We start from the raw sequence: 6,478 nt of genomic DNA on the forward strand, positions 1-6,478 counted from the left end.
ATCGCGCTGGATTGGGGCGCGAAGGATGTGGAGGGGCGGGAACTGACCGTGGCGGTCAGCCTGTTCGACGTGGGGGAGGCGCCTGCGCGGCTGGGCGGCCTGCTGGAGCGGGTGGATGCGGCGATGCGGGCGCTGGGGCCGGTGGAGGGCTGGCGGGTCGTTGGCGCGCGGCTGGTGCGGTCCCGCGTGGCGCGGACGGCGGCGCGGGACGGGTGGCAGGCCCTGGCGGATTATCGGGTGCGGGTGGTGCGGGCTTAGCTGCCCGGCTTCGAATAGTCTTCATATTCTCCGACGATCTTGTCCCGATATTCGCTGATCTGGTCGTCGGCGTCCGATTGCGCGTCCTTGTCCGACATGCCGCTCGACTTGTCGTCGGCGACGATGGCGGCGCGGAAGGCGGCTTCCTTGGCGCCGCATTCGCTCTTCAGCGCGGACTGGAAATCGCCGAGCGACAGTTTCTTGTCGATGGCGGGCTGAATCTGTTTCGACAGGCACTGCGAATAGTCCTTGCGGCCAGTGCCGACATCGACGCCGCCCTGCGGAGCGGCGGCCAGCAACAGCATCAGGGGGGCGGTGACGAACATAGGGGGCCTCTCTCCAAATCCCGAATCTTGCACGGTTTATCGTAGAGGAGAATGCGCCATGGGCGTGGAAAAAGGAAGCGCGTTTCTGTTGAAAATAGGCGATGGCGGGGCGCCTGCGGCCTATGCGACCGTGGCCGGGATGCGGACCACGCAACTGTCCGTCAACGGCGAGGCGGTGAACGTCACGCACAAGGGATCGGGCGGCTGGCGCGAGCTGCTGTCGGGTGCGGGCGTGCGATCCGTCAGCGTGTCGGCGGCGGGCATATTCACCGGATCGGCGGCGGAGGTGCGGCTGCGCAACCATGCGCTGGCCGGGACCATCGAGGATTATGAGCTGAGCTTCGAAAGCGGCGAGAAGATGCGCGGGCGCTTTCTGGTGACGCGGCTGGACTATGCCGGGGATTATAATGGCGAGCGCAACTATGCGCTGAGCCTGGAAAGTTCCGGGCCGGTGGTGTCGCTGTGAGCGGGGGCAATGGCGCCCCAGCTAACGGTGCCCGGGGCGAGGCTGCGCTGGAACTGGGTGGGGAGCGCCTTGTGCTGCGGCCCAGTTTCGCGGCTTTGGTGGCGGCCGAGGAGGAATTGGGGCCGTTGTTCGCGCTGGTGGAGCGGGCGGCGGACGGGAAGCTGTCGCTGGGCGAGATGGCCGGGCTGTTCTGGCATTGCCTGGCGGAGCCGCCGGCCGGCTTGACGCGGGAGGCTTTGGGCGAGGCGATCGTGGCGGCGGGGCTGGCGAAGCTGACGCCGGTTCTGCGCGGGATACTCGGGCAGATTTTGGGGGGACGATGAGCTTTTTCAAAACGGCGGCGCGGCTGGCAGGGGTCGCGGGGTGGTTGCTGGGATGGCGGCCGGAGGAGTTCTGGCGGTCGACGCCCGCGGAACTGGAGAGCGTGTTGCGGGCGGCTCATGGGGATGAGGACGAGGCGCGCGTGGGGATGGATCGCGGGGAGTTGGAGAGGTTGCGGGCCGGGATGCCGGATTGAGGTTGGAATGTGGGGCTTTGCCCTCCCCCAAACCTCTCCCTGAAGGGAGGGGCTTTTTCTTTTCGGTTGCGAGGTGAGAGGGATGGACGAGGAGATCGACAATCTGGTCGTGCGGGTGCGGGCGGACAGGCAGGGTTTTGCGCGGGATGTCGAGGCGATGCGGGGGGAGTTGGAAGGGCCTCTTGCGACGGGAGCGGAGCGGGCCGGGCGGCGGATCGAGCAGGGGTTGTTGCGGGCGGTGCGGACCGGGCAGTTCGGTTTCGAGGAGCTGAAGGCCATTGCGCTGCGGGTGCTGGACGACATTGCGGCCAGCGCCTTGCGGGCCGGGATGAACGGCATCGGGGGCGATGGCGGGCTGATCGGGCTGGCGGCGTCCGTGTTGGGCTTGCCGGGACGCGCTACCGGCGGGCCGGTGGCGCCGGGGCGCGCCTATGTCGTGGGGGAGCGGGGGCCGGAGGTCTTTGTGCCCACCGCGAGCGGGCAGGTTGTTCCCCATGGCGGCGGTGGCGCGCGGGATGTGCGGGTGAGCATCGCGGTGCAGGGGCAGGGGACGGATAGCGCCCGATTGCTGGCGCGCAGCGCGCGGCAGGTGGCCCGGGCGGTCAGGGGGGCGATAAGCGGATGAGTAGACTGGCTTACTGGCTGGCCGATGCGCGGCGGGGGCAGGAGGCGCGGTTCATGAAGCGGTTCGCGCCGACGCACTGGACCGTCAATTTTCCCCGGCCGATGATGGCGAGTGTCGTCACCACCGCGCCGGACGCGCTTCGGGTGGATGCCGTCTTTTACGGGTCCGGGGATCTGGCGGGGCTGATCTGGGAGGCGGAGGACAAGTGGAGCCATGCCCTGCTGGCCTATGAGACGGATCGGGATTTTCGCGATTGCGTGCTGCGCTTCCGCTGGCGGAGCGGAGGGCTGCGGCGGCTGGACCAGACGCATGGGCCGACGCTGACCATCGAGGGGAGGGACGCGGCGGGGCATGCGCGGGCCTGGTATGTGCGCTTGTGGAACTATGCGAGCGGCGGGCCGGAAGATGCTGTGATCACACTGGATTTTGCCGCGATCAGGAGCGGATTCCTGTTGAGCGAAGGGGAAGAGGTCTGGGCAGGCGATGTGGACCGGATGTTCATCTCCATCGCCGCGCCCGGTTACGATGCGGGGAGCGCCGCCTTTGCCGGAGGGGTCGAGGGGTGGTGCGAGCTTTCCGACATGCGCTGCGACGGGGCCGGGTCGGTGCTGCGCGTGGGCGATGCGGTGCTGCCCGAACATGGGCTGTCGATGGCGACCGGCTATGACGACTGCTTCAACCAGACGCCGGAGCGGATCGTCGCGTCGATCCATGCGCTGGGCTATCGCGGGGACATCAACCATTATGTCGGGATGAGCCATTATTTCCGGCTGGAACCGCTGGGCGGCGGATTTTACATCAGCCTGGCCGGCGGGGTGCTGAACGCGCCCTGCGCCGCCTGGCATGCCGATTTCGCGCGGCGGGCGAAGGCGCTGGGGCTGGGGGTGATCTGGTCGCTTTCCTATGAATTGTTCGACGCGCATTGCTGGAACGACTGGAAGCAGCGGGCGGAGGATGGTTCTCCCGCGCTGACGGGCTGGTCGCCGCCCTCCACCCTGCTTTCCCCTGCGCATGACGGGGCGATGAGCTATTTGCGGTTGGTGGCAGGGGCCTTTGTTTCCATTGGGTTGGCGGCTGGACTGGAGATCGGATTTCAGGTGGGCGAGCCCTGGTGGTGGGTGATGCCCGCCGACGGGCGCATCTGCCTGTATGACGATGCGGCGCGGGCGGCGTTCGGGACGGCGCTGGTGTCGATCCCGGATGTGCGGGGGACGCTGAGCGCCGGGCAGAAGGCGTTGCTGAACCGGGCGGGCGAAGTGCTGGCGGCATCGACGGCGGCGCTCTGCGCCTGGGTGAAGGGGGTGGCGCCGGGGGCGGTGACGCATCTGCTCGCCTATCTGCCCACGGTGCTCGATCCGCTGGCGCCGGAAGCCAAGCGGGCGAACATGCCGTTGGGATGGGCGTCGCCCGCCTTCGATGTGCTGCAACTGGAAGATTATGACTGGGTGACGCAGGGGCGCGAGCGGCTGACGGCGCGGGGCGTCGAACTGGCGGTGGAGCGGCTCGGCTATCCGGTCGAGGCGCAGCATTATCTTTCGGGCTTCGTGCTGCGCGGGGAGGATGCCGCGCAATGGGGGGAGATCGCGGCGGCGGCGGATGCGGCGGTGCGGCGGGGGACGGCGGCGACCTTCATCTGGGCGCTGCCGCAGGTGGCGCGGGACGGCTTCACCTGCTTCAGATTAAATGGGGAGGAAGATGTGCAAGCCTTTGACGATGTGTCCTTTCCTTTGGACGTTGGACGGGAAGCGAGTGTCGCGCCGACCTTTTCGACGCAGGTCGTGGAGAGCGTTTCGGGGCATGAGCGGCGCAGCAGCGACTGGGCGAATGCGCGCCTGTCCTTCGATGCCGGGCCGGGCGTGCGGTCGGAGGCGGACATGGCGGTGCTGATCGCCTTCTTCCGGGCGCGGCGGGGCGCGGCGCGGGGGTTCCGGTTCAGCGATCCCTTCGATGACCGCAGTTGCGGCATGGGGGAGGCGCCGGGGCCGCTGGACCAGCGGCTGGGGCTGGGCGACGGGGTGCGTGCGGAGTTTCCCTTGCAGCGCTTCTACGGTGCGGGCGAGGAGGCGCAGGCGCGGCGGATCACGCGGCCGGTGGCGGGGACCATCCGGGTCGCCGTGGACGGCGTGGAGATGGCGGGCGGCTGGAGCCATGCCGGGCTGGGCGTGATCGCCTTCGATGTCGCGCCCGCCGAGGGGGCGGTGCTGACGGCCGGTTTCCGCTTCGACGTGCCGGTGCGCTTTGCCGAGGACCGGCTGGACATCAACCGGGCGACCTTCGCGGCGGGCGAGGCGCCGTCGGTGCCATTGGTGGAGATCAGGGAATGAGCGGGCTGGAAGCGTTGGAGAAGCCGCTGGCGACGCTGGCCTTTTGCTGGCGGATCGAGCGGCGGGACGGGGTGACGATCGGGCTGACGAGCCATGATCGCGATCTGGAGATCGGCCATCTGCTCTATCGGGCGGCGCCGGGGATGACGCCTTCCGCCGTGCGCAGCGGCATCGGGGTGGAGGGCGCGGACAGCGATGTCGAAGGCGCGCTGGTGGCGGATGCGATCAGCGAGGCGGACCTGATGGCGGGGCGCTGGGACGGGGCCGGGCTGGAGTTGCGGCTGACCGAGTGGGAGGCGCCGGGCGATCTGTGGCTGCTGCTGGCGCGGGGGGAGATCGGGGCCGTGACGCGCAAGGCGGGGGCATTTTCAGCGGAGCTGGTGGGCGCGATGGCGGCGCTGAAGGCTTCTGTCGCGCCGTCCACTTCGCCGGACTGCCGGGCTGCGCTGGGGGACAGGCAGTGCCGGGTCGATCTGGCCGGGCGGCGGCGCGTGGTGGCCGTCGGCGCGGTGGAGGATGCGGTGGTGAGCGTGGCCGGGCTGGAGCCGGGAGCCTACGCCTTCGGGACGCTGCGCTGGCTGACCGGGGCCAATGGCGGGATAGTGCAGGGGGTGATCGACAATGGCGCCGAGGATGTCGGCCTGGCCGATCCGCCGCCCTTTGCGGTGGAAGCGGGCGCCCTGGCGCTGCTGACCGAGGGGTGCGACCGGCAGTTGGCGACGTGCGTCGGCCGGTTCGGCAATGCGGTGAATTTTCGGGGGGAGCCCTATCTGCCGGGGACGGATTTGCTGACGCGCTATCCGGGGGCGGCGTGAGCGGGGTCGTGGCGGCGGCCCGCGCCTTGGTGGGCGTGCGGTTCCGCCTGCACGGGCGGCTGCCCGAGCGGGGGCTGGATTGCGTCGGGCTGGCGGCGCTGGTGCTGGGGCGGGCGGCGCCGGAGGGATATGGGCTGCGGTCCGGGGATGAGGGCCGGGCGGCGGACTGGCTGCGCGCGGCAGGGTTGCGGCGGGTCGATGCGGCGCGCGAGGGCGATCTGGCGCTGGTGCGGCCGGGGCCGTTGCAACTGCACCTGATGATCGTCGTGCCGGGCGGGCATGTCCATGCCCATGCGGGCGTGGGGCGCGTCGTGGAGATGCCGGGGCCTTCGCCCTGGCCGGTGCTGGGTTACTGGCGGGCGGAATAGGAGAATCTATGGCGACGATCGTGTTGACCTCCCTTGGCACGGCCATTGGCGGGCCGTTGGGGGGCGTCATCGGCGGGCTGATCGGCAATGCCTTCGATCATGCGGTGCTGTTCAGGCCCAAGGGCGTGGAGGGGCGGCGGCTGAACGAGGTTCAGGTCCAGACGTCGACCTATGGGTCGCAGGTGCCGAGGCTGTTCGGGACGCTGCGGGTGGCGGGAACCGTGATCTGGGCGACGGACCTCAAGGAGACGAGGCGCAGGAGCGGCGGAGGCAAGGGGCGGCCCAGCGTCACCAGCTACAGCTATTCGGCGAGCTTTGCCGTGGCGCTGTCGGCGCGGGCCGTGCGGTCGGTGCGGCGCATCTGGGCGGACGGCAATCTGCTGCGCGGGGCGGCGGGGGACTTCAAGACCGAGCTGGGGGCGTTCAGGCTGCATGGCGGAGGCGAGGATCAGGCGGTCGATTCGCTGATCGCGGCAGCGGAGGGCGTGGGAGCGACGCCGGCGCATCGGGGGATCGCCTACGCCGTGTTCGAGGATCTGGCGCTGGCGGATTATGGTAACCGCATTCCTTCGCTGACCTTCGAGGTGGAGGCGGACGAGGGGCCGGTCGCGATTGCCGGTCTGGCGGCGGCGTTGAGCGGGGGGATGTTGACCGGCGATGGGCTGGGCGCGGTCGCCGGCATGGCGGCTGGTGGCGCGGATGTGGGCGATGCGCTGGCGCCGCTGGTGGAGGCGTTCGGCCTGGCCTTCGTGGCGGAAGAAGCGGGGTTGCGCCTGCGG

Annotated in this window: 8 protein-coding genes and 2 pseudogenes; 9 read left to right on the top strand and 1 reads right to left on the bottom strand. The window is 69.8% G+C overall.

Going from position 1 to position 6,478, the window contains the following annotated elements:
• Positions 1–258, top strand: a pseudogene (locus K7W03_RS26205) (hypothetical protein); the annotation flags it as partial.
• Here K7W03_RS26205 and K7W03_RS26210 read toward each other — a convergent pair.
• The gene (locus K7W03_RS26210; protein WP_025552306.1) at positions 255–584 is read right to left on the bottom strand and encodes a hypothetical protein; all 330 of its coding nucleotides are present in this window, start codon (positions 582–584) and stop codon (positions 255–257) included. The pseudogene K7W03_RS26205 and the gene K7W03_RS26210 overlap by 4 nt on opposite strands.
• A 58-nt stretch (positions 585–642) precedes the next feature.
• Between K7W03_RS26210 and K7W03_RS26215 the strand changes: the two genes are divergently transcribed.
• From K7W03_RS26215 to K7W03_RS26250, 8 genes and pseudogenes are all read left to right on the top strand, one after another.
• A complete protein-coding gene (locus tag K7W03_RS26215) occupies positions 643–1,050 on the top strand; it encodes a phage tail tube protein (protein ID WP_025552304.1) in 408 nt (135 codons plus the stop codon).
• Positions 1,047–1,373 (top strand): gene transfer agent family protein, encoded by a 327-nt coding sequence (locus K7W03_RS26220; RefSeq protein ID WP_229742428.1) that lies wholly within the window; start codon positions 1,047–1,049, stop codon positions 1,371–1,373. The genes K7W03_RS26215 and K7W03_RS26220 overlap by 4 nt, the downstream gene beginning before the upstream one ends.
• On the top strand, positions 1,370–1,567 hold the full coding sequence (locus K7W03_RS26225) for a phage tail assembly chaperone (protein WP_099185675.1): 198 nt from the start codon (positions 1,370–1,372) through the stop codon (positions 1,565–1,567). Before K7W03_RS26220 ends, K7W03_RS26225 begins: the two co-directional genes overlap by 4 nt.
• Before the next feature lie 82 nt (positions 1,568–1,649).
• A complete protein-coding gene (locus K7W03_RS26230; protein WP_222887820.1) occupies positions 1,650–2,192 on the top strand; it encodes a tail tape measure protein in 543 nt (180 codons plus the stop codon).
• Complete coding sequence (locus K7W03_RS26235) at positions 2,189–4,516, top strand: DUF2460 domain-containing protein (protein WP_222887822.1); 2,328 nt, start codon at positions 2,189–2,191, stop codon at positions 4,514–4,516. Before K7W03_RS26230 ends, K7W03_RS26235 begins: the two co-directional genes overlap by 4 nt.
• Positions 4,513–5,331 carry a DUF2163 domain-containing protein gene (locus tag K7W03_RS26240; protein ID WP_222887825.1) on the top strand — a complete coding sequence of 273 codons (819 nt, stop codon included), beginning with the start codon at positions 4,513–4,515 and terminating at the stop codon, positions 5,329–5,331. Before K7W03_RS26235 ends, K7W03_RS26240 begins: the two co-directional genes overlap by 4 nt.
• Before the next feature lie 8 nt (positions 5,332–5,339).
• Positions 5,340–5,699, top strand: a complete 360-nt coding sequence (locus tag K7W03_RS26245) for a hypothetical protein (protein WP_013039658.1) — start codon at positions 5,340–5,342, stop codon at positions 5,697–5,699.
• Between the two features lie 8 nt (positions 5,700–5,707).
• Positions 5,708–6,478, top strand: a pseudogene (locus K7W03_RS26250) (hypothetical protein); the annotation flags it as partial.

Source organism: Sphingobium sp. PNB, assembly GCF_019873065.1.
GTDB lineage: Bacteria > Pseudomonadota > Alphaproteobacteria > Sphingomonadales > Sphingomonadaceae > Sphingobium > Sphingobium fuliginis.